Below are 23,364 nucleotides of genomic sequence, written 5' to 3'. Positions count from 1 at the left end.
ACCATCCCTTACTCTGGCAAGCGTTTAACAAACGCCGCTCACCGATTGGCACTGCTCTCATTGCGGAGTTCAGCGATAAAAAATTAACACAGAATTGATACCTGAAAGATACCAAACATCCAGATGTAAATTGTGGCTATTAGAGGGTAATTGAAAAAATATGCTACAAAGTGGCGGTTTATCCGCCACTTTGTATGGAGAGAGCGTGAATTACGCGCGATCGACGGTAAATGCGATAACCTCAGCCAGGCTTTCCGCGCCCAACGCCAGCATCACCAGACGGTCAACGCCGAGCGCCACGCCAGAGCAATCCGGCATGCCCACTTTTAACGCTTCAAGCAGGTTGGTATCGATAGGTTGCTGTGGCAGGCCGCGTGCGGCACGTTTGCGGTTATCCTGTTCAAACCGTTGCTGCTGCTCGCGCGCGTCGGTCAACTCATGGAAACCATTCGCCAGCTCAATACCTTTGTAATACACCTCGAAACGCTCAGCCACGCGGTGATCTTCGGTACTGATTTGCGCCAATGATGCCTGGCTGGCGGGGAAATGATAAACAAACGTCGGTTTGTCTTTGCCGATATGCGGCTCAACGCCCATCGTGAACAGCAGTTGCAGTAAGGTGTCCCGGTCTTCTTCGGTATCGGCGATGTTGCTAAGATCCAGCTTAGCCGCCACTTCCCGCAGTTGGGTTTTGTCTGCAGACAGTGGATCTATCTCCAGATGACGCTGGAAGGCCTGCTGATAAGAAAGGCTTTCCGCCGGAGAGCAGTCCAGCACCTGCTGGAGCAAATCATCCACTTCATTCATCAGGCGATACATATCGTAGTGGGGACGATACCACTCGAGCATGGTGAACTCAGGGTTATGATGACGCCCCATCTCTTCATTACGAAAGCTGCGACACAGTTGATATACCGGGCCACATCCTGCCACCAGCAGGCGCTTCATATGATATTCCGGACTGGTCATTAAATAGAGATTCATTCCCTGGGAATGTCCAGGGCCGACGAAACGTGTTTCGAACGGGAACAGATGGATGTCCGTTACCGTTGCCTGACTCATACAAGGGGTCTCAACCTCAAGCACGCCACGATCGGCAAAAAAGCGGCGAATCTCCGCTATAATTGCTGCACGTTTTAACAGATTGGGGATGGACGCGCTCGGCTGCCAGGTTGCCGTTTCGCTCATGGTTGTTTCTCCGATTTAAGACAAGGGCACGAAGTCTACTCGTATCGCGCTAACGAGACAAATTTCACGCGGTAGTAATCAGCACAGGCAATCGGGTAAAAAAAGCGACATGGGGTGGTTTAGTAATTAAATTAATCAAATTCAATGATAATTCCCCCCTTTGACACGCTAAAAAAATCGAACACGTCAAATTTCCCGCACATCCCTAAGACTATACTATTGTACCTATAAAGGAGCAGTGGAAACGCGTTCATAACCTGTTTGAAGCCGATGAAGCATCTGAGTTCAGGCGGGGATGAAATAACAACAATCTGGAGGAATGTCGTGCAAACCTTTCAAGCCGATCTTGCCATTATAGGCGCCGGTGGCGCGGGATTACGTGCTGCAATTGCTGCCGCACAAGCAAATCCCAACGCTAAAATCGCACTGATCTCAAAAGTGTACCCAATGCGCAGCCATACCGTTGCTGCCGAAGGCGGCTCTGCTGCTGTCGCGCAGGATCATGACAGCTTTGACTACCATTTTCACGATACGGTAGCAGGCGGAGACTGGCTGTGTGAGCAGGATGTCGTGGATTACTTTGTCCACCACTGCCCAACTGAAATGACGCAACTGGAACAATGGGGCTGCCCATGGAGCCGTCGTGAAGACGGTAGCGTCAACGTACGTCGCTTCGGCGGCATGAAAATCGAGCGTACCTGGTTTGCCGCGGATAAAACCGGCTTCCACATGCTGCATACGCTGTTCCAAACGTCTTTACAGTTCCCACAGATTCAACGCTTTGACGAACACTTCGTTCTGGATATCCTGGTTGACGACGGTCATGCTCGCGGCGTCGTCGCGATGAACATGATGGAAGGCACGCTGGTACAGATCCGTGCTAACGCAGTCGTGATGGCAACGGGCGGCGCAGGTCGTGTTTACCGTTACAACACCAACGGCGGCATCGTAACCGGCGACGGTATGGGCATGGCGCTGAGCCACGGCGTTCCGCTGCGTGATATGGAATTCGTTCAGTATCACCCGACGGGTCTGCCAGGCTCCGGTATCCTGATGACTGAAGGCTGCCGTGGTGAAGGCGGTATTCTGGTCAACAAAAATGGTTACCGTTATCTGCAAGATTACGGCATGGGTCCGGAAACCCCACTGGGCGAGCCGAAAAACAAATATATGGAACTCGGTCCGCGCGACAAAGTTTCTCAGGCTTTCTGGCACGAATGGCGCAAAGGCAACACCATTTCCACTCCGCGTGGCGATGTGGTTCACCTCGACCTGCGTCACCTCGGCGAGAAAAAACTGCTCGAACGTTTACCGTTCATCTGCGAACTGGCGAAAGCCTACGTGGGTGTCGATCCGGTTAAAGAGCCGATCCCGGTACGTCCGACCGCACACTACACCATGGGCGGTATCGAAACCGATCAGCACTGTGAAACCCGCATTAAAGGTCTGTTCGCTGTCGGCGAATGTTCCTCTGTTGGTCTGCATGGCGCTAACCGTCTGGGCTCTAACTCCCTGGCGGAACTGGTGGTCTTCGGTCGTATGGCCGGCGAGCAGGCTGCGGAACGTGCTGCAACGGCTGGCGCTGCAAACAGTGCCGCGCTTGATGCACAGGTTGCCGGTATTGAAAAACGTCTGAAAGATCTGGTTAACCAGGAAGGTAACGAAAACTGGTCTAAGATCCGTGACGAAATGGGGATCTCCATGGAAGAAGGTTGCGGTATCTACCGTACGCCGGAACTCATGCAGAAAACCGTTGATAAGCTGGCTGAGCTGCAGGAGCGCTTCAAGCGCGTGCGTATCACTGATACCTCCAGCGTCTTCAACACCGACCTGCTGTACACCATCGAACTGGGTCACGGTCTGAACGTTGCTGAATGTATGGCGCACTCCGCTCTGGCGCGTAAAGAATCCCGCGGCGCGCATCAGCGTCTGGATGAAGGCTGCACCGAGCGTGACGACGTGAACTTCCTCAAACACACCCTCGCCTTCCGCGATGCTGACGGCACGACTCGCCTGGAATACAGCGACGTGAAAATCACCACTCTGCCACCGGCTAAACGTGTTTACGGTGGCGAAGCGGAAGCAGCCGATAAGAAGGAGAAGGCGAATGGCTGAGATGAAAAACCTGAAAGTTGAGGTGGTGCGCTATAACCCGGAAACCGATACCGCGCCACACAGTGCTTTCTACGAAGTTCCTTACGATGAAACCACGTCTCTGCTCGATGCGTTGGGTTACATCAAGGATAACCTGGCGCCGGACCTGAGCTATCGCTGGTCCTGCCGTATGGCAATCTGCGGCTCCTGCGGCATGATGGTCAACAACGTGCCGAAGCTGGCGTGCAAAACCTTCCTGCGTGATTACACCAACGGTATGAAGGTTGAAGCGCTGGGCAACTTCCCGATTGAGCGCGATCTGGTCGTCGACATGACGCACTTTATCGAAAGCCTGGAAGCGATCAAACCGTACATCATCGGTAACCCGCGTACACCGGATCAGGGCCCAAACACCCAGACTCCGGCGCAGATGGCGAAGTATCATCAGTTCTCCGGTTGCATCAACTGTGGTCTGTGCTATGCCGCGTGCCCGCAGTTCGGCCTGAACCCTGAGTTCATTGGACCGGCTGCGATTACGCTGGCGCATCGTTACAACGAAGATAGCCGCGACCACGGTAAGAAAGAGCGTATGGCTCAATTGAACAGCCCGAACGGCGTCTGGAGTTGTACTTTCGTGGGCTACTGCTCCGAAGTCTGCCCGAAACACGTCGATCCGGCTGCGGCCATTCAGCAGGGTAAAGTTGAAAGTTCAAAAGACTTTCTTATCGCAACCCTGAAACCACGCTAAGGAGTGCAACATGACGACTAAACGCAACGCCTATGTGCGGCCAATGACGTCCACCTGGTGGAAAAAACTGCCGTTTTATCGCTTTTACATGCTGCGTGAAGGCACAGCCGTTCCGGCTGTCTGGTTCAGTATTGAACTGATCTTCGGCCTGTTTGCGCTTAAGCACGGTGTGGAATCCTGGGCTGGCTTTGTCGGGTTCCTGCAGAACCCGGTGGTGGTGATCCTTAACATCATCGCCCTGGCAGCCGCGCTGCTGCATACCAAGACCTGGTTTGAGCTGGCGCCGAAAGCGGCCAACATCATCGTAAAAGACGAAAAAATGGGGCCAGAGCCAATCATCAAAGGGCTTTGGGCGGTTACTGTGGTTGCGACAGTAGTAATACTGTTTGTTGCCCTGTTCTGGTAAGGAGTCCGGAATGATTAATCCAAATCCAAAACGCTCTGACGAACCCGTATTCTGGGGCCTGTTTGGTGCAGGCGGTATGTGGAGCGCAATCATTGCGCCGGTAATGATCCTGCTGGTAGGCATTATGCTGCCGCTGGGCTTTGTTCCTGATGCCTTCAGCTATGAACGCGTCCTGGCATTCGCACAGAGCTTTATCGGTCGCGCATTCCTGTTCCTGATGATTGTCCTGCCGCTGTGGTGCGGTTTACACCGTATGCACCACGCGATGCATGACCTGAAAATCCACGTGCCTGCTGGCAAATGGGTATTCTATGGACTGGCAGCTATCCTGACCGTTGTAACGGCCATTGGTATCCTGACCATCTAATCGCATGCGTTAACTATCAGGCCCGCCATTGGCGGGCCTTTTTATTTGTGCAGAGCACCAGCCAGCCAACGGGAAAACTCACGCATTGCAGATGTCTCCGGTCGGGATTGCAAACGCGTTATCCAATAGCTCCCCAGATCAATCTGCGTTAGAAACGGTTGAACGATACGTTCACTACCAAGCAGATGAGTGAACATTCTTACCGGGGCAATCGCCACTCCGATCCCTGCCTGCGCGGCCTCCAGCATTGTGACGGAAGAATCAAACACCACCACGTTGTGCGTCGGTGACGGAGGCGCTTCTCCGGCGGCCTGCATCCAAAGCGTCCATTCATCTCGCCGATAAGATCGTAATAGCGGGAATTTCAGGAGGTCTGCAGGTACCTTGATCTGTGCGGCTAATTCTGGCGAGCAAAGCGGGGACATCAGCGCGCTACACAAATATTGTGCGTCGGTATCATGCCAGGCTCCTCCCCCGTAACGAATGGTATAGTCCAGTCCCTCAGCGGCGGGATCCACGCGGTTATTGTGGGTGGAAATATGCAAATCAATATGCGGATAGTTACGCTTAAAGTCGCTGAGTAGAGGAAAAAGACAACCGATCGCAAAGGTCCCCACTACCCCGATTTTAAGTTTTTCCTGGGTTTGTTTAGTGGCAAAACGATCCAGCATCCCCGCCATACGATCGAAAGAATCATTAAGTACAGGTAACAGACTTTCCCCTTCTGTCGTCAGCATCAACCCACGAGAGCCGCGCACAAAAAGCTGACAATTTAGCTGCTGTTCCAGCGCTTTGACATGCTGGCTGATGGCAGAGTGCGTTACGTTGAGCTCAATTGCAGCGCGGGTAAAGCTAAGGTGTCTGGCCGCGGCTTCAAAAGCCCGCAGCGAGTTAAGGGGGATATAGCTACGCGTCATCATCTGGCCTGTTAGAAAAACTTATATCTGCTGCTAAATTTAACCGTTTGTCAACACACTGCAAATCAAACAAACTGATTGCGTCTGACGGGCCCGGACACCCTTTTGCTTTTTATTACGGAACTGATTTCATGATGAAAAAATCGTTATGCTGCGCGTTGCTGCTGACAGCCTCTGTCTCAACGTTTGCCGCCGAAAAAACAGAACAACAGATTGCCGATATCGTAAACCGCACCATCACACCGCTGATGCAAGAACAGGCTATTCCGGGTATGGCCGTGGCAATTATTTACCAGGGAAAACCTTATTACTTTACCTGGGGTAAAGCCGATATCGCCAAAAACCGTCCTGTCACCCAGCAAACGCTGTTTGAACTAGGCTCAGTCAGTAAGACGTTCAACGGTGTGCTGGGCGGCGATGCTATCGCCCGTGGTGAAATTAAGCTCAGCGATCCGGTCACCCAATACTGGCCCGAATTAACTGGCAAACAATGGCAGGGTATCAGCCTGCTGCACCTGGCCACCTATACGGCGGGTGGTCTGCCGCTTCAGGTACCTGACGATGTTACAGATAAAGCGGCATTACTGCGCTTTTATCAAAACTGGCAGCCGCAATGGGCCGCGGGTGCTAAACGTCTCTATGCTAACTCCAGTATTGGTCTGTTTGGCGCATTGGCGGTGAAACCTTCAGGAATGCGCTATGAAGAGGCGATGACCAAACGCGTCCTGCAACCATTAAAACTGACGCATACCTGGATTACGGTTCCGCAGAGCGAACAAAAGGATTATGCCTGGGGCTATCGCGAAGGAAGGCCCGTGCATGTATCTCCGGGGCAGCTTGATGCCGAAGCCTATGGGGTAAAATCCAGTCTTGTCGATATGACCCGCTGGGTTCAGGCCAACATGGACGCCAGCCAGGTACAAGAGAAAACGCTCCGACAGGGAATTGAAATCGCGCAGGCTCGTTACTGGCGTATTGGCGATATGTACCAGGGATTAGGCTGGGAGATGCAGAACTGGCCGGTGAATGCCGACTCGATAATCAACGGTAGCGACAGTAAAGTCGCGTTAGCGGCGCTTCCCGCCGTTGAGGTCAATCCGCCAGCCCCGGCCGTGAAGGCCTCATGGGTGCATAAAACCGGCTCCACTGGCGGATTTGGCAGCTACGTTGCTTTCGTTCCAGAAAAAAATCTTGGCATCGTGATGCTGGCAAACAAAAGCTATCCAAATCCTGCTCGCGTCGATGCAGCCTGGCGCATTCTTGAAAAATTACAGTAACTGACGACGAGGTCCGCTATAGCGGACCTCGTTTCTTCCTCTTCTTTTTCCTGCTGTCATCTACACTTAACAAAAAAACAGCAAGGAAAATCTTATGCGTATTCTGCCCGTCGTTGCTGCAGTTACCGCTGCATTTCTGGTTGTCGCCTGCAGTACCCCTACACCGCCAAAAGGCGTTACCGTTGTGAATAACTTTGACGCTAAACGCTATCTTGGTACCTGGTATGAAATTGCACGTTTAGACCATCGCTTCGAACGTGGACTGGAAAAAGTGACCGCAACGTATAGCTTGCGCGACGACGGCGGTATCAACGTGATCAATAAGGGCTATAACCCGGACAGAGAGATGTGGCAAAAAACGGAGGGTAAAGCCTATTTCACTGGCGACCCAAATCGGGCTGCGCTCAAGGTGTCATTCTTCGGCCCCTTTTACGGCGGGTATAACGTGATTGCGCTCGACCGGGAATATCGCCACGCGCTGGTTTGCGGTCCGGATCGCGATTACCTGTGGATCCTTTCACGGACCCCCACCATTTCAGATGAAATGAAGCAGCAAATGTTGGCTATCGCGACCCGGGAAGGGTTTGACGTCAATAAACTGATTTGGGTAAAACAGCCTGGTACTTAGTGAGTGCTAAGCTTCAGACCAATAATACCAGCCACAATCAGCCCCAGACTCAGCAAACGCGCCGGACTGGCGGATTCACCCAACAGCAGAATCCCGGTAATGGCCGCCCCGACGGCGCCAATACCGGTCCAGACGGCATAGGCGGTCCCAACTGGCAAGGTGCGCATCGCCCAGGAGAGCATGGCGATACTGACGATCATGGCCGCAATAGTGATAATACTTGGCGTCAGACGTGTGAAACCGTGGGTATATTTCAGGCCAATCGCCCAGACAACTTCGAGCAAACCGGCAATTAATAAAACGATCCAGGACATATCAGGCTCCAGAACAATGGGGCCGTCCCCGGTGAAAGAAGCGTTTGCAGGTCGTCCTGCAAAGCTGTGTGTGAAATGGCATTTTTGCCCGACAGAAAATGAATTTCAACCTTTTTATTCACCGTCTGTTAAAAGCAAGAATTAAGCATAATTAGCGGCGTAGTTCCCGCATTTGGCACTCATCGGAGTTCTCTATGATGAAGGGCTTTCTGAAATCAGGAAGTCGATTGCCCCTCTTCTGAATGCGAAAAGTTTATGCTTAAAATTTTAGTGATTGACCGATGCCACTTTACCCGCACAGGGATAGAGGCATTGCTTAATCATTCTGGCAGGTTCAACTCCTCATTTCTGGTATCAGGAATTAATAATCTTCTGTTGGCAAAAGAGCATATTTTGCAGTGGAAACCGCATCTGGTCATTGCGGATTTATACAGTTTTATTAGCGAGGCGCATTCCACTCCGCCAGTTAAGCCCTTTTTCATGAGCTGTGGCGTAATACCTCTGATCTTACTGCAATCAGCGGACAGACAACACGCGTCCATCCCAGCTTCTCAAACCACCGCCTATTCGGTATTAACCAAACACACCTCGCTAAACGCACTTACACACACGATTCAGGAAGCGCTACAAGATCGCCCCACATTAGCATTAGCCGAAAACGCGACGCCACTACTTACGCCGCAGGAGGAGAAAGTATTGTCAATGTGGATGGATGGCGTGAGTAACCAGGTTATAGCCGCCACGCTCAGCATTCATGGCAAAACGGTGTATACCTATAAACGAAATATTCGTCTGAAGCTTCATCTGGGGAACCGCTTCTCACCGTTCCTCTCACTCCCACACAGGGAGAGTTAACGGTACGACCCAGCGTCGTACCGTTGAGCATTATTGCTGAGCTTTTGTCGCCGCACCAGAGATAGCGTTACCGCCGTCAGAAATATCCTCCCCTACGCCTCGCGTGGTATTACACGCGGTTAATACGGAAGAAAGTACCAACACAGAAAAGATCGCAGCAATTGTCTTCTTAATCATAACGTCTTCCTTTTCTAGCCAATATTGTTTGTGTATAGCTACTTAATAATAGACAAGATCCGGAAGTGTGATGGATAAACAACCGTTTTTCAGATTATGTGAGAAGTTTAACTGGCGGCGTGAGAGATTGAATTGCCGAGATGTTTGATGTCTTCACCGAAGCCGCGTGCGGTATTACAGCCCGCCAGTAGAGTGCTGGTGAAAAGGATTAGCATTACAAGACTGAGAAGACGTTTCATCATTCCTGCCCTGGAAAAAGTATGGCGCAGCAACCTGCGCCACAAGATCAAATAAGTGTTTTATTTTACGCGGGAAACGTATTCGCCTGAGCGAGTATCCACTTTGATCACTTCGCCGATCTGTACGAACAGCGGAACTTTAACGACTGCGCCGGTAGACAGGGTAGCCGGTTTGCCGCCAGTACCAGCGGTATCGCCTTTCAGACCTGGGTCGGTATCAACGATTTCCAGCTCAACGAAGTTCGGCGGCGTCACGGAGATCGGCTGACCGTTCCACAGGGTCACGATGCATTCAGCCTGGTCCAGCAGCCATTTAGCGTTATCGCCTACCGCTTTCTCGTCTGCAGCCAGCTGTTCGAAAGTGGTGTTGTTCATGAAGTGCCAGAATTCACCGTCGCTATACAGGAAGGTCAGGTTCATGTCGGCTACATCTGCGCCTTCGGCAGAGTCGGTAGACTTGAAGGTTTTTTCTACGCGAGTACCGGTCAGCAGGCGACGCAGCTTAACGCGCGCAAACGCCTGGCCTTTACCTGGTTTAACGAATTCGCTGGCTTCAACCGCATAAGGTTCGCCGTCCAACATGATTTTAAGACCAGCACGAAAATCGTTGCTATAGTACGTTGCCATAAGGCCCTCTGAAAATTGTTAACTGGTAGCTAAGCCACAAAATGGCGCATATTGTAACCCTAAATACCCCATCCAGAGAAGATTGGTTATCGCAACTTGCCGATGTTGTGACCGATCCCGATGAACTTCTGCATCTTTTGAATATAGACGCAGATGAAAAACTGTTGGCCGGACGCGACGCGAGACGACTTTTCGCCCTGCGCGTGCCGCGCGCGTTTATTGCGCGCATGGAGAAAGGCAATCCAAACGATCCGCTTCTGCGTCAGGTACTTACCGCCGAGGAAGAGTTTGTTGCCGCACCCGGCTACTCGACCGATCCGCTGGAGGAACAGCACAGTGTGGTTCCCGGCCTGCTGCACAAATATCGCAACCGGGCGCTGCTGCTGGTCAAAGGCGGCTGCGCGGTAAATTGTCGTTATTGCTTCCGCCGACACTTCCCGTACGCCGAAAATCAGGGCAACAAGCGCAACTGGCAAGTCGCTCTGGACTATATTACCGCCCATCCAGAACTGGATGAAATCATCTTCTCCGGCGGCGATCCGTTGATGGCCAAGGATCACGAACTGGACTGGCTGCTCACGCAGCTGGAAACCATTCCACACATTAAGCGTCTGCGCATTCACAGCCGTTTACCAATTGTGATCCCGGCGCGTATTACCGAAGGGCTGACCGAACGTTTTGCTCACTCTTCACTGCAAATTCTGCTGGTCAATCATATTAACCATGCCAATGAAGTTGATGAGACATTTCGTCAGGCGATGCTCAGACTGCGCAAAGCAGGCGTTACGCTACTCAATCAAAGCGTATTGCTACGTGGTGTTAACGATAACGCCCAAACCCTGGCCGACCTTAGCAACGCATTGTTTGATGCGGGTGTTATGCCCTATTACCTGCATGTACTGGATAAAGTGCAGGGTGCCGCCCACTTTATGGTCAGCGACGAGGAAGCGCGTCAGATTATGCGTGAACTGCTGACGCTGGTTTCCGGTTACATGGTCCCTAAACTGGCGCGAGAAATTGGCGGAGAACCTAGTAAAACGCCGTTGGACCTGCAATTACGCCAGCAATAATTCTTAGTGAGTGTCCGATTATGGACACTCACTACCAATCCCGAGTATTTAATATCCGAGCAGGTAGAGTCGCACTTTTAATATGTGCTATTTTAACTAGCACTGTGCAACAACTCATTTGCAAATTTTATAAATTAATACAAGTGTAGATTTCCAATAAATATATGGTTAGGGAGAACCCTGGATGGTTATTAGTATTAAGGGTATTAATACCGGTGTTATTCGTCAGAAGAATGAATTTGTTGCTCTGGCACTTAAGATCAAAGAACCAAGAAATAAAGAGTCGCTGTTTTTTCTCTCACCGTTGGGGCTAAGAGATTTGCTTATCGCCCTGGAGAGCAGACTCCATGCGAAGCACCAGCTTAGCGAAGAAGCGCGTTTGCAATATGAAAAAGAACGCGACAAAGCCAGTAAAAAGATGCACGAGAATATCCCGTTAATTCAGGAAGATGAGTTAAAAAATGCGGATATAAACCGTCGCATCAATTCGCTGATGTTAGTGGATGACAAAGGAGAAAGCTTAGCATTTTCTCTGACGCTACATGACGGACAAACCCACCAATTACTGATTAATGAACTGCAGATCCAGGTATTAGCCCATGCAATCATTCATGCAATAAATAATGCTGGCATGCAGGAATTAGCGTTAAGAATTACATCGCTGCTGGATTTCTTACCGCTGTACGATGTTGATTGCCAGCAAAACGACAATCTTGAATATGATTCATATACACAACCAGAATGGAAACTTAACCTGTTTAACCATTACCTGGCGATTATCTACCGCTATAAGGATGAAAAGGGTAAAGCTCAATTCTGTGGCTCAGTAGTAAAAACTCGCGCCCTTTCCGGCAGTAAAGAAGCTGAGGCCATTACCCGACGCCTTCTGGACTTCAGCCCACGACTGAAAAAACTTGCCGGTGTACCGTGCCAGGTGTTTGTCAGAACATTGACGGGTGATAAAACCCAAAAGCTCAATCAGGATCAGTGTTTGCGCGCGCTACATCATTTACGCGTTCAGTCTGCGCATAAAGCTCAGAATGCCTGATGGCGCTGCGCTTATCAGGCCTACGATCATGTGTACCGTAGGCCGGATAAGACGCTTTAGCGTCGCCATCCGGCATCAACCGCGTTTATCAATTTGGGCACTTATAAACCTGACCATTCATCTCGCTGGCGGTAGGCACAAAGCTGGACAGCATTCCCTGTGATGGGCTGCTGACGCCATAAATCACGTTACCACCCATTGCTGCGGCCTGGTTACGCAGATCGTTCGCTGCACCACGCATAGACCCACCCTCTTCGCCATGCTGACCAGAAAGCCAGTTGCTCTGCGTACCGGTTGCGGTGCCAATCAGCTGGCACTCTGCGCCTGGCTTGTCTTCGACAAAGCGTACGCTTTGTCCGGCTGAACTCAGTTCGTTGCTGGAGCTACAACCCGCCATCAGTAGCGCGGCACCAACGATCCCTGCTAAATATTTCACGTGCATGTCATTCCCCATAATCAATTAGTTGGACGTTATGTCCGTAGCTGAATCATATACTAAAAAGATGACCAAAAGAAAAACCCCCGGACAATTCTGCCCGGGGGTTTTCAATTCTGAGAGGTTCAGAACAACATGATTACATCATGCCGCCCATTCCGCCCATACCGCCCATACCACCAGCAGCACCTAAGTCAGGCGCATCGCCTTTCGGCAGATCGGTAACCATGCACTCGGTAGTGATCATCAGACCCGCAACAGAAGCTGCATACTGCAGAGCAGAACGCGTTACTTTGGTTGGATCCAGGATACCCATGTCGATCATGTTGCCGTATTCTTCAGTTGCAGCGTTGTAACCGTAGTTACCGTCACCCGCTTTCACGGTGTTAGCCACTACAGACGGCTCTTCGCCGCAGTTCAGAACGATTTGACGCAGCGGAGCTTCCATTGCGCGCAGCGCAACTTTGATACCGACGTTCTGGTCTTCGTTCTGACCTTTCAGGCCGGCAATTTTGGACGCTACGCGAATCAGCGCAACACCACCACCAGCAACCACGCCTTCTTCTACCGCAGCACGGGTTGCGTGCAGGGCATCTTCAACGCGGGCTTTCTTCTCTTTCATTTCAACTTCAGTCGCAGCACCAACTTTGATTACCGCAACGCCGCCTGCCAGTTTCGCTACGCGCTCCTGCAGTTTTTCACGGTCGTAGTCAGAAGTTGCTTCTTCGATCTGCTGACGAATCTGAGTTACGCGACCCTGGATTGCAGCTTCATCGCCTACGCCATCAATGATGGTGGTGGTGTCTTTGTTGATAACAACGCGTTTTGCCTGACCCAGATCTTCCAGAGTTGCTTTTTCCAGCTCCATACCGATCTCTTCAGAGATAACGGTACCACCGGTCAGGGTAGCGATATCTTGCAGCATCGCTTTACGACGATCGCCGAAGCCAGGTGCCTTAACAGCAGCGACTTTCACGATACCGCGCATGGTGTTAACAACCAGAGTTGCCAGCGCTTCGCCTTCAACATCTTCAGCGATGATCAGCAGCGGTTTGCCTGCTTTCGCTACGGCTTCCAGAACCGGCAGCATTTCACGGATGTTGGAGATTTTCTTATCAGCCAGCAGAATGAACGGGCTTTCCAGTTCTACAGCGCCAGTTTCCGGCTTGTTGATAAAGTAAGGAGACAGGTAGCCACGGTCGAACTGCATACCTTCAACCACGTCCAGTTCGTCCTGCAGACCGGTACCGTCTTCAACGGTAATCACGCCTTCTTTACCGACTTTGTCCATCGCTTCAGCGATCAGTTTACCTACGGTTTCGTCGGAGTTAGCGGAGATGGTACCAACCTGAGCAATAGCTTTGGAGTCAGAGCACGGTACGGACAGCGCTTTCAGTTCTTCAACGGCAGCAGCGACCGCTTTGTCGATACCGCGTTTCAGATCCATCGGGTTCATACCCGCAGCAACAGCTTTCAGACCTTCAGTGATGATGGACTGAGCCAGTACGGTTGCGGTGGTGGTACCGTCGCCTGCAGCATCGTTCGCTTTAGAGGCAACTTCTTTCACCATCTGCGCACCCATGTTTTCGAACTTGTCTTCCAGTTCGATTTCACGTGCTACGGAAACACCATCTTTAGTGATGGTCGGTGCACCGAAAGATTTATCCAGAACTACGTTACGGCCTTTTGGACCGAGGGTAACTTTCACTGCATCTGCCAGTACGTTGACGCCGCGCAGCATTTTCACACGAGCGTCGTTACCGAATTTTACGTCTTTAGCTGCCATTTTCTCTTTCCCTTAAATTCGTATGTTCAGTGTCGTTCGCGGATTAGGCTTCAACAATTGCCAGGATGTCACTTTCAGACATGATCAACACTTCTTCATTGTCGATCTTCTCAGATTTAACACCGTAGCCATCGTTGAAAATAACGATATCGCCGACTTTCACGTCCAGCGGCTGTACGGTACCGTTGTCCAGGATGCGACCCTTACCGACAGCGATGATTTCGCCACGAGTTGATTTACCTGCTGCAGAACCGGTCAGTACGATGCCGCCAGCAGATTTGGATTCAACTTCTTTACGTTTGACGATCACACGATCATGTAACGGACGAATACTCATTGATAGCTCTCCTTTGAGAAAGTCTTTATCAGTTATGGGTGACGCCGGCCCGTAAACGGTTTCCCGGCTAGTGACCAGAGAGATGGGGATGGGGTTTTGTGCCTTCAAGGGGGCAAGCGAAAAAAAATTTTTATCAGCAGAAAATCCCGTCAAAACACCGACGCACCTCACATTCCATAACGATTTCAGTCACGTCGTCATAAGCAAATCCGATTGTGATACCATCAAAAATCTGCGCTGTAGCCCAGTCAACGGGCATAACCGGATAACAACTTATGAGCGGACTGAAACAAGAGCTGGGACTGGCTCAGGGCGTTGGCCTGTTGTCGACATCATTGTTAGGTACAGGCGTTTTTGCCGTCCCCGCGCTGGCTGCGCTGGTGGCTGGCAACAATAGCTTGTGGGCCTGGCCGGTGCTAATTGTTTTAGTCTTTCCCGTGGCGATTGTCTTCGCCGTGCTCGGCCGCCATTTCCCCAGCGCGGGCGGCGTGGCGCATTTTGTCGGTATGGCCTTTGGCTCGCGCCTGGAGCGCGTCACCGGATGGTTGTTTTTATCAGTAATCCCCGTGGGCTTACCTGCGGCATTACATATTGCCGCAGGATTCGGCCAGGCGATGTTTGGCTGGCATGACGGGCAGCTTCTGCTGGCAGAACTCGGCACGCTGGCGTTGGTCTGGTACATAGGCTCCCGCGGCGCCAGCTCCAGCGCTAATCTGCAAACGGTCATTGCCGGGCTGATCGTTGCCCTCATTGTCGCCATCTGGTGGGCGGGCGATCTAAAACCCAATGAAATCCCTTTCCCTGCGGTTAGCGAAATTGAACTTCCCGGACTGTTCGCCGCGCTGTCGGTGATGTTCTGGTGCTTTGTCGGCCTTGAAGCATTTGCCCACCTGGCCTCTGAATTTAAAAATCCGGAGCGAGACTTCCCGCGCGCGCTGATGATCGGTCTACTGCTGGCAGGTTCTGTCTACTGGGCATGCACCGTCGTCGTCCTTCATTTTGACGCTTACGGCGAGCAAATGGCAGCGGCGGCATCACTGCCCGAAATTGTTGTACAGCTGTTTGGCGTACAGGCACTGTGGGTCGCCTGCATTATTGGTTATCTGGCCTGCTTTGCCAGTCTCAACATTTATATTCAAAGTTTCGCCCGGCTGGTCTGGTCGCAAGCGCAATACAAGCCGGAGAGTTATCTGGCGCGTCTGTCCCCTCGTCATCTTCCGCGCAATGCGCTGAACGCCGTGCTAGGTTGCTGCGTGGTCAGTACCTTGTGCATCTATATGCTGCAAATCAATCTCGATGCGTTAATCGTCTACGCTAACGGCATCTTTATTATGATTTATCTGCTGTGCATGCTGGCAGGTTGTCGATTACTGAAAGGACACTATCGCGCATTGGCGATCGTTGGCGGTTTGCTATGTCTGCTATTGCTGGCGATGGTCGGTTGGAAGAGTCTCTATGCGCTGATTATGCTGGCGGCGCTGTGGCTGTTTTTACCCCGCAGGCCGGATAAGTCGACGCTGACGCCATCATCCGGCATATAAACATGTTTGCCGGATAGCGCTAACGCTTATCCGGCCTACAAACTGATACTTAATCCCGACGATCGTCTTTATGTTCAATACTGTCGCGATGCTCGTCTTTACGCTGAAACTCACCGTCAAAGGTCTCGCCCCCACCCGTTCCGGCGCTAAAACCACCGCCGGGCATACGAGAAAAACGCAAATGTGGCAGCAGTTTCATCGTCAGATGCTTCTGCACCGGGGGTAGTAAAAGAAGAAGACCAAGGAAATCGGTAAAAAAACCAGGCAGCACTAATAGCAGACCGGCAATAATCAGCGAAACGCTCTTGATCATTTCTGCAGCCGGGCTTTCACCTGCCGCCATTTTTTGTTGCATCAGTAAAAAGTTCTTAAATCCCTGGTTACGAACCAGAGACATCCCGATAACCGACGTAAAAATAACCAAAATCAGGGTCATCAGAACACCCAACACATGGGCAACCTGAATAAAAATAGATATCTCTATGTAAACATAGAGAAAAATGGCAAGTAATGGTATCCAGCGCAAAGGGGACTCCTGTTAATAACAGGCGTTTTGTACAACGTCTGTCCAAAAATTATGTTAATCGCATCGATTTGATATTGTGGTGATTAGCAAAATTTCAAGCCGCTTGTACACTAATATTTAGTGTTAATCCTAAAGGGGTGATCTATTTCACAGAATAATAAATAAGGGGTAAATTCCACGTTTTAAGTGATCCAGATTACGGTAGAAATCCTGAACCAGCATATGATCTCGGGTATCAGACCGATGCAGGGGATAATCGTCGGTCGAGAAACAATCGAAATCACATATATCCTGTGTGTTTAGTCAAATCATTGGCAGCTTGAAAAAGAAGGTTCACATGTTAAACAACATTCGTATCGAAGAAGACTTGTTGGGTACCAGGGAAGTTCCAGCGGACGCTTACTATGGTGTTCACACTCTGAGAGCGATTGAAAACTTCTACATTAGCAACAACAAAATCAGCGACATTCCTGAATTTGTTCGCGGCATGGTAATGGTGAAAAAGGCAGCGGCTATGGCCAACAAAGAGCTGCAAACCATTCCTAAGAGTGTGGCAAATGCCATCATCGCGGCGTGTGATGAAGTCCTGAATAACGGAAAATGCATGGATCAGTTCCCGGTAGACGTTTACCAGGGTGGTGCGGGTACCTCCGTCAACATGAACACCAACGAAGTGCTGGCCAATATCGGTCTGGAACTGATGGGTCACCAGAAAGGTGAATATCAGTACCTGAACCCGAACGACCACGTTAACAAATGTCAGTCTACCAACGACGCATACCCAACTGGCTTCCGTATCGCGGTATACGCATCCATCATCAAACTGATTGATGCTCTGAACCAGCTGCGTGAAGGCTTCGAGAAAAAAGCCGATGAATTCCAGGACATCCTGAAAATGGGTCGTACCCAGTTGCAGGATGCTGTGCCGATGACCCTCGGTCAGGAATTCCGTGCTTTCAGCATCCTGCTGAAAGAAGAAGTGAAAAACATTGGGCGTACTGCAGAGCTGCTGCTGGAAGTTAACCTCGGCGCAACGGCAATCGGTACGGGTCTGAACACACCGAAAGAATACTCTCCGCTGGCAGTGAAAAAACTGGCTGAAGTAACCGGTTTTGCCTGTGTTCCTGCAGAAGACCTGATTGAAGCTACTTCTGACTGCGGCGCATACGTTATGGTGCACGGCGCACTGAAACGTCTGGCTGTGAAGATGTCCAAAATCTGTAACGACCTGCGTTTGCTCTCCTCTGGTCCACGTGCCGGCCTGAACGAGATCAACCTGCCGGAACTGCAGGCTGGCTCTTCCATCATGCCAGCTAAAGTGAACCCGGTTGTTCCGGAAGTCGTAAATCAGGTGTGCTTTAAAGTCATCGGTAACGACATCACTGTCACTATGGCGTCTGAAGCAGGTCAGCTGCAGCTGAACGTTATGGAGCCAGTAATCGGCCAGGCAATGTTCGAATCCATTCACATTCTGAGCAACGCTTGCTACAACCTGTTGGAAAAATGCGTTAGCGGCATTACTGCTAACAAAGAAGTGTGCGAAGCATTCGTTTACAACTCTATCGGTATCGTTACTTACCTTAACCCGTTCATCGGCCACCACAACGGCGACATCGTTGGTAAAATTTGTGCCGAAACCGGTAAGAGCGTACGTGAAGTTGTCCTGGAGCGCGGCCTGTTGACCGAAGCCGAGCTGGACGATATCTTCTCAGTACAGAACCTGATGCACCCGGCTTATAAAGCAAAACGTTATACTGATGAAAGCGAACAGTAATCGTGTAGGGTAGTACCAGAGAAGGCACGTCAGATGACGTGCCTTTTTTCTTGCACGAAGTTACTTAAAAACAACAATTTAATATCAACTTGTTAAACAACAAGGAAGGCTAATATGATAGTTTTAGAACTTATCATCGTTTTGCTGGCAATCTTTTTAGGTGCCAGACTTGGGGGTATCGGTATTGGATTTGCAGGTGGGCTGGGTGTCCTGGTTCTCGCCGCTATCGGCGTAAAACCCGGTAATATCCCGTTCGATGTCATTTCCATTATCATGGCGGTTATCGCTGCCATCTCAGCTATGCAGATTGCAGGTGGTCTGGACTATCTGGTTCATCAAACTGAAAAACTGCTGCGTAAGAACCCGAAATACATCACGATCCTTGCACCCATCGTGACCTATTTCCTGACCATCTTTGCGGGTACGGGTAACATCTCTCTGGCAACTCTGCCGGTTATCGCTGAAGTTGCGAAGGAACAAGGGATCAAACCTTGCCGTCCGCTCTCAACTGCGGTGGTTTCTGCTCAGATTGCGATCACAGCATCACCAATCTCTGCAGCCGTGGTTTACATGTCTTCCGTAATGGAAGGTCATGGCATCAGCTATATTCACCTGCTGTCCGTGGTTATTCCGTCCACCCTGCTGGCCGTTCTGGTAATGTCCTTCCTGGTGACTATGCTGTTCAACTCTAAACTGTCTGACGATCCGATTTATCGTAAACGTCTGGAAGAAGGTTTGGTTGAACTGCGTGGTGAAAGACAAGTTGAAATCAAAGCAGGCGCAAAAACTTCCGTTTGGCTGTTCCTGCTGGGCGTAATTTGCGTTGTTGTCTATGCGATCGTCAACAGCCCAAGCCTGGGTCTGGTCGCTAAACCGCTGATGAATACCACCAATGCTATCCTGATCATCATGCTGAGCATCGCGACGCTGACCACCATCATCTGCCGCGTTGAAACGGATTCCATCCTCAACTCCAGTACCTTCAAAGCCGGTATGAGCGCCTGTATTTGTATCCTGGGCGTTGCGTGGTTGGGTGATACCTTCGTATCTCACAACATTGACTGGATCAAAGATACTGCAGGTAGCGTAATTCAGGGCCATCCGTGGCTGCTGGCTGTCATCTTCTTCTTTGCTTCTGCGCTGCTGTACTCTCAGGCAGCAACCGCTAAAGCACTGATGCCGATGGCTCTGGCGCTGAACGTTTCCCCGCTGACCGCTGTTGCCTCTTTCGCAGCTGTTTCCGGCCTGTTCATTCTGCCAACCTACCCAACTCTGGTTGCAGCGGTTCAGATGGATGACACCGGTACAACCCGTATCGGTAAATTCGTCTTTAACCATCCGTTCTTCATCCCAGGTACTCTGGGTGTGGTTCTGGCTGTCTGCTTCGGCTTCTTGCTGGGCAGCTTCATGCTGTAAAATTTTCCTGCAGGGTGCCTCTGCACCCTGCAGTTCCTCCGCTTCATCACCCCGCTTTAGCTAACATCCTTCCCTCGTCCGTTGTATAGTGACCACTCTTTAGCTGGTTACTCTGTTCTTTCGAGGTGTTTATGCTTGATGTAAAGAGTCAGGATATTTCCATCCCCGATACCGTTGTAGTGCTCTGTACTGCTCCGGATGAAGCAACCGCCCAGGATCTGGCTGCAAAAGTGCTGGCGGAAAAGCTGGCAGCCTGCGTGACACTTCTGCCCGGAGCAACCTCCCTCTATTATTGGGAAGGTAAACTGGAGCAGGAATATGAAGTCCAGATGATTTTAAAAACCACCGTCACGCACCAGCAAGCCCTTCTCGATTGCCTGAAGTCACATCACCCGTATCAAACACCTGAACTTCTGGTTTTACCCGTCACTCACGGAGACTTTGATTACCGCTCATGGCTCAACGCATCCTTACGCTGATCCTGCTGCTGTGCAGCACATCTACCTTTGCCGGATTATTTGACGCGCCTGGCCGCTCGCAGTTTGTGCCTGCCGATCGGGCGTTTGTTTTTGATTTTCAGCAAAACCAACACGATCTGAACCTCTCATGGCAGGTAAAAGATGGCTACTATCTCTATCGCAAACAGATTAGCATTACGCCATCTCAGGCCGATATTGCCGAGGTAAAACTGCCGCCTGGCGTCTGGCATGAAGATGAGTTTTATGGCAAAAGTGAGATTTACCGTAAACAGTTGAATATTCCGGTCACGGTTAATCAGGCCGCATCTGGCGCAACATTAACCGTCACTTATCAAGGGTGTGCCGACGCCGGTTTTTGCTATCCGCCGGAAACGAAAACAGTACCCTTAAGTGAAGTGTCAGCTGCTGCCGGGGGTGCTCCAGCTCCTGTCACTGAAGCCCCGGAAGAGAAACCACAGCCCGCAGCCCAACTACCCTTTTCCGCACTGTGGGCATTGCTAATCGGCATTGGCATCGCTTTCACGCCCTGCGTACTGCCGATGTATCCGCTGATTTCCGGCATCGTGCTGGGCGGCAAGCAACGGTTATCAACCGGGCGAGCGCTGCTGCTGACGTTTATCTACGTCCAGGGAATGGCGCTCACCTATACTGCGCTGGGTCTGGTTGTTGCCGCCGCCGGATTACAGTTTCAGGCGGCGTTACAGCATCCTTATGTTCTGATCGGTCTTGCCATCATCTTTACGCTGCTGGCTCTGTCTATGTTCGGCCTGTTCACGCTGCAACTCCCTTCCTCATTGCAAACGCGCCTCACGTTGCTGAGTAACCGCCAGCAAGGCGGCTCTCCCGGTAGCGTCTTTACGATGGGGGCGATTGCGGGTCTCATCTGTTCTCCTTGCACAACAGCGCCGCTAAGCGCGATTTTGCTGTATATCGCTCAGAGCGGAAATATGTGGCTGGGAGGCGGTACGCTGTATCTGTACGCGCTTGGGATGGGCTTACCGCTGATGTTGATTACCGTCTTTGGCAACCGCCTGCTGCCTAAAAGCGGTCCATGGATGGAACAGGTTAAAACCGCTTTCGGCTTTGTCATCCTGGCACTTCCCGTCTTCTTGCTTGAACGCATCATTGGCGACGTATGGGGCGTGCGACTGTGGTCGCTGTTGGGCGTCGCGTTCTTTAGCTGGGCATTCATTACCAGCCTGCAGGCAAAGCACGCCTGGATGCGCATCGTGCAGATTGTCCTGTTAGCCGCAGCGCTTGTCAGTGTACGTCCATTGCAGGACTGGGCGTTTGGCACGCCGCATGCTCAAACCCAGACACACCTTAACTTCACGCCGGTGGCCTCGGTAGAGGCGTTAAATCAGGCGCTGGCACAAGCTAAGGGCAAGCCCGTCATGTTGGATCTGTATGCCGACTGGTGCGTGGCCTGTAAGGAGTTTGAGAAGTACACCTTCAGCGATCCGCAGGTTCAGCAAGCGCTAGGCGACACAGTGCTTTTACAGGCGGACGTAACTGCAAACAATGCCGGGGATGTCGCTCTGCTGAAACATCTACAGGTTTTAGGTTTGCCCACTATCCTGTTTTTTGATGCCGAGGGTAAAGAGCATCCGGAGGCTCGGGTAACGGGCTTTATGGACGCAGCGACCTTCAGCGCACATTTGCGCGATCGTCAACCGTGAGCGACACTTGCAAAAGGAAATACGGAGGAGAATACCGTGCAACGTGAAGATGTCCTGGGAGAAGCCCTGAAATTACTTGAGGTTCAAGGGATAGCCAATACCACGCTGGAAATGGTGGCCGAACGTATCGATTATCCGCTTGATGAACTACAGCGCTTTTGGCCAGATAAAGAAGCCATCCTGTATGATGCGTTACGTTACCTCAGCCAGCGGGTGGATATCTGGCGGCGTCAGCTTTTGCTGGATGAGACCCTGAGCGCTGAACAGAAATTACTGGCACGCTACAGCGCGCTATCCGAATGTGTGAGCAATAATCGCTATCCAGGCTGCCTGTTCATTGCCGCCTGCACGTTTTATCCCGATCCTGGACATCCAATCCACCAGTTAGCCGACCAACAAAAAAAAGCAGCGCATGACTTCACTCATGAGCTACTGACTACGCTGGAAGTTGACGATCCGGCCATGGTCGCCAAACAGATGGAACTGGTGCTGGAGGGATGTCTGAGCCGCATGCTGGTGAATCGTAGCCATGCTGATGTCGAAACGGCACACCGTCTGGCGGAAGATATTCTGCGCTTTGCCCAGTGCCGTATGGGTGGCGCGCTAACCTAAGCGAACAGGCCCGTCCAGGCCGAAGTGAGTGAGCATCAGTCGTTGAAAACGCACCATCGCCACGGTGGTGCGAAATAATCTGTTAACCGCCCTGGTCAGCGTTTTATTAAAATGCAGCGAATTACTCTTTTGCTATACAGCCCTCTTCTTTCGCTCAGCATTCCCTGTCGACATCATGACGGTCTGGAAGATTTGTGCAAACTTCAGGCACAAACGCACAGATTGCCGCAATATTAAGCGGTTGAACCGTTTTTCCTGAAATTTGATTGACTGACAGACGTGAATACGGTTTAATGCGCCCCGTTGCCCGGATAGCTCAGTCGGTAGAGCAGGGGATTGAAAATCCCCGTGTCCTTGGTTCGATTCCGAGTCCGGGCACCACTATTTAAAGAACCCGCCCACAAGGCGGGTTTTTGCTTTTGTAGTTTCTGATAGCTTCCAGCCGATCGTTTTACTCTATTTCTGACCCACCACCTCTCACCAACTCCACACGCAAACTCAATCTCGCAGTTAGCAGCCAACTTCAGTAAGCAGACGCCAGGGATACTATATAAAAATGGGATTCAGCGTGACGGGACGTACAGAGGTGGACGATCTTGGGCNATGGGATTCAGCGTGACGGGACGTACAGAGGTGGACGATCTTGGGCGACCGTACCCGTTGCTCAGTCTCGTGCGCGGGTAGCAGGACAAGCTTTTGCGTAGTGCGGAATTGCCTGATGCGCTGCGCTTATCAGGCCTACAAAATACGTTCAGTCCAGCGCAGGCCGGATAAGGCGTTTACGCCGCATCCGGCAGGTTTCATTTCGCACAGACGCAAAAAA

The 23,364-nt window shown here is 51.2% G+C and carries 25 protein-coding genes and 1 tRNA gene; 16 read left to right on the top strand and 10 right to left on the bottom strand.

The genetic code is table 11. The features are described 5' to 3' along the window. Window positions 1-210: 210 nt before the first annotated feature. Window positions 211-1,188 carry an elongation factor P--(R)-beta-lysine ligase gene (gene epmA, locus FDW96_RS00225; protein ID WP_003830517.1) on the bottom strand — a complete coding sequence of 326 codons (978 nt, stop codon included), beginning with the start codon at window positions 1,186-1,188 and terminating at the stop codon, window positions 211-213. 324 nt (window positions 1,189-1,512) lie between these two features. Between epmA and frdA the strand changes: the two genes are divergently transcribed. Genes frdA through frdD form a run of 4 tightly spaced genes read left to right on the top strand, consistent with a single transcriptional unit; the run spans window position 1,513 to window position 4,803 of the window. Beyond that, window positions 1,513-3,303 (top strand): fumarate reductase (quinol) flavoprotein subunit, encoded by a 1,791-nt coding sequence (gene frdA, locus FDW96_RS00220; protein ID WP_038636496.1) that lies wholly within the window; start codon window positions 1,513-1,515, stop codon window positions 3,301-3,303. Next, on the top strand, window positions 3,296-4,030 hold the full coding sequence (gene frdB / locus FDW96_RS00215; protein WP_006686291.1) for a fumarate reductase iron-sulfur protein: 735 nt from the start codon (window positions 3,296-3,298) through the stop codon (window positions 4,028-4,030). The genes frdA and frdB overlap by 8 nt, the downstream gene beginning before the upstream one ends. Before the next feature lie 10 nt (window positions 4,031-4,040). Beyond that, window positions 4,041-4,436 carry a fumarate reductase subunit FrdC gene (gene frdC, locus FDW96_RS00210; protein WP_006686290.1) on the top strand — a complete coding sequence of 132 codons (396 nt, stop codon included), beginning with the start codon at window positions 4,041-4,043 and terminating at the stop codon, window positions 4,434-4,436. Window positions 4,437-4,446: 10 nt separating this feature from the next. Further along, window positions 4,447-4,803: a fumarate reductase subunit FrdD gene (gene frdD / locus FDW96_RS00205; RefSeq protein ID WP_003025535.1), complete on the top strand. Its 357-nt coding sequence runs from the start codon at window positions 4,447-4,449 to the stop codon at window positions 4,801-4,803. Between the two features lie 41 nt (window positions 4,804-4,844). Here frdD and ampR read toward each other — a convergent pair whose 3' ends face one another. Next, the gene (gene ampR / locus FDW96_RS00200; protein ID WP_137365180.1) at window positions 4,845-5,720 is read right to left on the bottom strand and encodes a LysR family transcriptional regulator AmpR; all 876 of its coding nucleotides are present in this window, start codon (window positions 5,718-5,720) and stop codon (window positions 4,845-4,847) included. Between the two features lie 131 nt (window positions 5,721-5,851). Between ampR and blaCMY the strand changes: the two genes are divergently transcribed. Both blaCMY and FDW96_RS00190 read left to right on the top strand, forming a co-directional pair. Beyond that, the gene (gene blaCMY / locus FDW96_RS00195; RefSeq protein ID WP_137365021.1) at window positions 5,852-6,997 is read left to right on the top strand and encodes a CMY-2 family class C beta-lactamase; all 1,146 of its coding nucleotides are present in this window, start codon (window positions 5,852-5,854) and stop codon (window positions 6,995-6,997) included. A 94-nt stretch (window positions 6,998-7,091) separates the two neighbouring features. Continuing rightward, window positions 7,092-7,625, top strand: a complete 534-nt coding sequence (locus FDW96_RS00190) for a lipocalin family protein (protein ID WP_042312840.1) — start codon at window positions 7,092-7,094, stop codon at window positions 7,623-7,625. Here the strand turns inward: FDW96_RS00190 and sugE are convergent. Further along, the gene (gene sugE, locus FDW96_RS00185) at window positions 7,622-7,939 is read right to left on the bottom strand and encodes a quaternary ammonium compound efflux SMR transporter SugE (protein ID WP_000118520.1); all 318 of its coding nucleotides are present in this window, start codon (window positions 7,937-7,939) and stop codon (window positions 7,622-7,624) included. The genes FDW96_RS00190 and sugE overlap by 4 nt on opposite strands. 255 nt (window positions 7,940-8,194) lie before the next feature. Between sugE and FDW96_RS00180 the strand changes: the two genes are divergently transcribed. Continuing rightward, entirely contained in the window at window positions 8,195-8,794 is a 600-nt protein-coding gene (locus FDW96_RS00180) for a LuxR C-terminal-related transcriptional regulator (RefSeq protein ID WP_137365020.1), read from the top strand. A 30-nt stretch (window positions 8,795-8,824) separates the two neighbouring features. Here FDW96_RS00180 and ecnB read toward each other — a convergent pair whose 3' ends face one another. The 3 genes from ecnB to efp form a co-directional block, all read right to left on the bottom strand. Further along, window positions 8,825-8,971, bottom strand: coding sequence for a lipoprotein toxin entericidin B (ecnB, locus tag FDW96_RS00175; protein WP_032940256.1), 147 nt, complete (start codon window positions 8,969-8,971; stop codon window positions 8,825-8,827). A gap of 107 nt (window positions 8,972-9,078) precedes the next feature. Continuing rightward, window positions 9,079-9,213 (bottom strand): lipoprotein antitoxin entericidin A, encoded by a 135-nt coding sequence (gene ecnA / locus FDW96_RS00170; RefSeq protein ID WP_016151394.1) that lies wholly within the window; start codon window positions 9,211-9,213, stop codon window positions 9,079-9,081. A gap of 57 nt (window positions 9,214-9,270) precedes the next feature. Beyond that, the gene (gene efp, locus FDW96_RS00165) at window positions 9,271-9,837 is read right to left on the bottom strand and encodes an elongation factor P (RefSeq protein ID WP_042312845.1); all 567 of its coding nucleotides are present in this window, start codon (window positions 9,835-9,837) and stop codon (window positions 9,271-9,273) included. Between the two features lie 41 nt (window positions 9,838-9,878). On the opposite strand from efp, the gene epmB reads away from it, so the two are divergent. Both epmB and yjeJ read left to right on the top strand, forming a co-directional pair. Next, entirely contained in the window at window positions 9,879-10,907 is a 1,029-nt protein-coding gene (gene epmB / locus FDW96_RS00160; RefSeq protein ID WP_042312847.1) for an EF-P beta-lysylation protein EpmB, read from the top strand. 184 nt (window positions 10,908-11,091) lie between these two features. Next, the gene (gene yjeJ / locus FDW96_RS00155; RefSeq protein WP_061382720.1) at window positions 11,092-11,955 is read left to right on the top strand and encodes a YjeJ family protein; all 864 of its coding nucleotides are present in this window, start codon (window positions 11,092-11,094) and stop codon (window positions 11,953-11,955) included. 88 nt (window positions 11,956-12,043) lie between these two features. Here yjeJ and FDW96_RS00150 read toward each other — a convergent pair whose 3' ends face one another. The 3 genes from FDW96_RS00150 to FDW96_RS00140 all read right to left on the bottom strand — a co-directional run bounded on the left by FDW96_RS00150 (window position 12,044) and on the right by FDW96_RS00140 (window position 14,514). Then, on the bottom strand, window positions 12,044-12,397 hold the full coding sequence (locus FDW96_RS00150) for a DUF4156 domain-containing protein (protein WP_042312852.1): 354 nt from the start codon (window positions 12,395-12,397) through the stop codon (window positions 12,044-12,046). A 133-nt stretch (window positions 12,398-12,530) separates the two neighbouring features. Then, window positions 12,531-14,177, bottom strand: a complete 1,647-nt coding sequence (gene groL / locus FDW96_RS00145) for a chaperonin GroEL (RefSeq protein ID WP_006686275.1) — start codon at window positions 14,175-14,177, stop codon at window positions 12,531-12,533. A gap of 43 nt (window positions 14,178-14,220) precedes the next feature. Then, window positions 14,221-14,514 carry a co-chaperone GroES gene (locus tag FDW96_RS00140; protein WP_000027827.1) on the bottom strand — a complete coding sequence of 98 codons (294 nt, stop codon included), beginning with the start codon at window positions 14,512-14,514 and terminating at the stop codon, window positions 14,221-14,223. Window positions 14,515-14,789: 275 nt separating this feature from the next. On the opposite strand from FDW96_RS00140, the gene yjeH reads away from it, so the two are divergent. After that, entirely contained in the window at window positions 14,790-16,055 is a 1,266-nt protein-coding gene (yjeH, locus tag FDW96_RS00135; protein ID WP_137350109.1) for an L-methionine/branched-chain amino acid transporter, read from the top strand. A gap of 49 nt (window positions 16,056-16,104) precedes the next feature. Here the strand turns inward: yjeH and FDW96_RS00130 are convergent, their stop codons facing one another. Beyond that, window positions 16,105-16,581, bottom strand: coding sequence for an FxsA family protein (locus FDW96_RS00130; RefSeq protein ID WP_006686272.1), 477 nt, complete (start codon window positions 16,579-16,581; stop codon window positions 16,105-16,107). A gap of 337 nt (window positions 16,582-16,918) precedes the next feature. Between FDW96_RS00130 and aspA the strand changes: the two genes are divergently transcribed. From aspA to FDW96_RS00095, 6 genes are all read left to right on the top strand, one after another. Further along, window positions 16,919-18,355 carry an aspartate ammonia-lyase gene (aspA, locus tag FDW96_RS00125; RefSeq protein WP_032940252.1) on the top strand — a complete coding sequence of 479 codons (1,437 nt, stop codon included), beginning with the start codon at window positions 16,919-16,921 and terminating at the stop codon, window positions 18,353-18,355. Between the two features lie 114 nt (window positions 18,356-18,469). Continuing rightward, window positions 18,470-19,771 (top strand): anaerobic C4-dicarboxylate transporter DcuA, encoded by a 1,302-nt coding sequence (gene dcuA / locus FDW96_RS00120; RefSeq protein ID WP_038636462.1) that lies wholly within the window; start codon window positions 18,470-18,472, stop codon window positions 19,769-19,771. A gap of 131 nt (window positions 19,772-19,902) precedes the next feature. Then, window positions 19,903-20,250 (top strand): divalent cation tolerance protein CutA, encoded by a 348-nt coding sequence (gene cutA / locus FDW96_RS00115; protein ID WP_003025447.1) that lies wholly within the window; start codon window positions 19,903-19,905, stop codon window positions 20,248-20,250. Next, on the top strand, window positions 20,226-21,929 hold the full coding sequence (locus FDW96_RS00110) for a protein-disulfide reductase DsbD (protein WP_137365019.1): 1,704 nt from the start codon (window positions 20,226-20,228) through the stop codon (window positions 21,927-21,929). The genes cutA and FDW96_RS00110 overlap by 25 nt, the downstream gene beginning before the upstream one ends. A gap of 36 nt (window positions 21,930-21,965) precedes the next feature. Beyond that, on the top strand, window positions 21,966-22,541 hold the full coding sequence (locus FDW96_RS00105; protein WP_006686267.1) for a transcriptional regulator: 576 nt from the start codon (window positions 21,966-21,968) through the stop codon (window positions 22,539-22,541). A gap of 305 nt (window positions 22,542-22,846) precedes the next feature. Then, window positions 22,847-22,922, top strand: a tRNA-Phe gene (locus FDW96_RS00095). The last annotated feature ends 442 nt before the right edge of the window (window positions 22,923-23,364 follow it).

This window comes from Citrobacter sp. TBCS-15, from assembly GCF_005280815.1.
GTDB lineage: Bacteria > Pseudomonadota > Gammaproteobacteria > Enterobacterales > Enterobacteriaceae > Citrobacter > Citrobacter werkmanii.
The sequence above is the reverse complement of the archived record's forward strand: the minus strand, read 5'-3'. Positions and strand labels throughout refer to the sequence as shown.

Excerpts from the sequence above, each read along its gene's own strand:
- epmA (WP_003830517.1), bottom strand. The coding sequence starts at position 1,188 with ATGAGCGAAACGGCAACCTGGCAGCCGAGCGCGTCCATCCCCAATCTG.
- frdB (WP_006686291.1), top strand. The coding sequence starts at position 3,296 with ATGGCTGAGATGAAAAACCTGAAAGTTGAGGTGGTGCGCTATAACCCG.
- FDW96_RS00180 (WP_137365020.1), top strand. The coding sequence starts at position 8,195 with ATGCTTAAAATTTTAGTGATTGACCGATGCCACTTTACCCGCACAGGG.
- yjeH (WP_137350109.1), top strand. The coding sequence starts at position 14,790 with ATGAGCGGACTGAAACAAGAGCTGGGACTGGCTCAGGGCGTTGGCCTG.
- blaCMY (WP_137365021.1), top strand. The coding sequence starts at position 5,852 with ATGATGAAAAAATCGTTATGCTGCGCGTTGCTGCTGACAGCCTCTGTC.
- FDW96_RS00150 (WP_042312852.1), bottom strand. The coding sequence starts at position 12,397 with ATGCACGTGAAATATTTAGCAGGGATCGTTGGTGCCGCGCTACTGATG.
- frdC (WP_006686290.1), top strand. The coding sequence starts at position 4,041 with ATGACGACTAAACGCAACGCCTATGTGCGGCCAATGACGTCCACCTGG.
- dcuA (WP_038636462.1), top strand. The coding sequence starts at position 18,470 with ATGATAGTTTTAGAACTTATCATCGTTTTGCTGGCAATCTTTTTAGGT.
- aspA (WP_032940252.1), top strand. The coding sequence starts at position 16,919 with ATGTTAAACAACATTCGTATCGAAGAAGACTTGTTGGGTACCAGGGAA.
- sugE (WP_000118520.1), bottom strand. The coding sequence starts at position 7,939 with ATGTCCTGGATCGTTTTATTAATTGCCGGTTTGCTCGAAGTTGTCTGG.
- groL (WP_006686275.1), bottom strand. The coding sequence starts at position 14,177 with ATGGCAGCTAAAGACGTAAAATTCGGTAACGACGCTCGTGTGAAAATG.
- cutA (WP_003025447.1), top strand. The coding sequence starts at position 19,903 with ATGCTTGATGTAAAGAGTCAGGATATTTCCATCCCCGATACCGTTGTA.
- efp (WP_042312845.1), bottom strand. The coding sequence starts at position 9,837 with ATGGCAACGTACTATAGCAACGATTTTCGTGCTGGTCTTAAAATCATG.
- FDW96_RS00190 (WP_042312840.1), top strand. The coding sequence starts at position 7,092 with ATGCGTATTCTGCCCGTCGTTGCTGCAGTTACCGCTGCATTTCTGGTT.
- ampR (WP_137365180.1), bottom strand. The coding sequence starts at position 5,720 with ATGACGCGTAGCTATATCCCCCTTAACTCGCTGCGGGCTTTTGAAGCC.
- yjeJ (WP_061382720.1), top strand. The coding sequence starts at position 11,092 with ATGGTTATTAGTATTAAGGGTATTAATACCGGTGTTATTCGTCAGAAG.
- FDW96_RS00110 (WP_137365019.1), top strand. The coding sequence starts at position 20,226 with ATGGCTCAACGCATCCTTACGCTGATCCTGCTGCTGTGCAGCACATCT.
- frdD (WP_003025535.1), top strand. The coding sequence starts at position 4,447 with ATGATTAATCCAAATCCAAAACGCTCTGACGAACCCGTATTCTGGGGC.
- ecnA (WP_016151394.1), bottom strand. The coding sequence starts at position 9,213 with ATGATGAAACGTCTTCTCAGTCTTGTAATGCTAATCCTTTTCACCAGC.
- FDW96_RS00140 (WP_000027827.1), bottom strand. The coding sequence starts at position 14,514 with ATGAGTATTCGTCCGTTACATGATCGTGTGATCGTCAAACGTAAAGAA.
- epmB (WP_042312847.1), top strand. The coding sequence starts at position 9,879 with ATGGCGCATATTGTAACCCTAAATACCCCATCCAGAGAAGATTGGTTA.
- ecnB (WP_032940256.1), bottom strand. The coding sequence starts at position 8,971 with ATGATTAAGAAGACAATTGCTGCGATCTTTTCTGTGTTGGTACTTTCT.